This is a genomic window from Streptomyces sp. NRRL S-31 (assembly GCF_000718775.1).
In the GTDB taxonomy this organism is placed as follows: Bacteria; Actinomycetota; Actinomycetes; order Streptomycetales; family Streptomycetaceae; genus Streptomyces.
Window position 1 is genome coordinate 1 of record NZ_JOCB01000290.1, and the last position, 271, is coordinate 271.

At 77.1% G+C, this 271-nt stretch carries 1 pseudogene; it reads right to left on the reverse strand.

From position 1 onward, the window contains the following. A pseudogene (locus IF37_RS45405) lies at window positions 1-271 on the reverse strand (hypothetical protein); the annotation flags it as partial.

The window sequence follows — 271 nt, forward strand, 5'->3', positions numbered from 1 at the left end:
TCGAGCGGGGTTCCGGGGCGGAGGTGGCGTCGGCGGTGGAAGCGGTCATGGCACCGGTGTCCGCCGCTGCGGACACCGGCACCACCACGACCGCACCCGGTCCTGAGGCGCACAGCACGGCTGTCTCCGGGGAGGCGGCGCGCGCGGGGCGCGGCAAGAGCACCGCCAGGTCCGCCGTCGGCAGGGCGGGTGTGAAGGGTGGTGGGGGCCGGGCCGGTGCCGCCGTGCGCAGGGTGGGTGCGGAGGTGGTGTGGGCGGAGGCGTTGGTGTC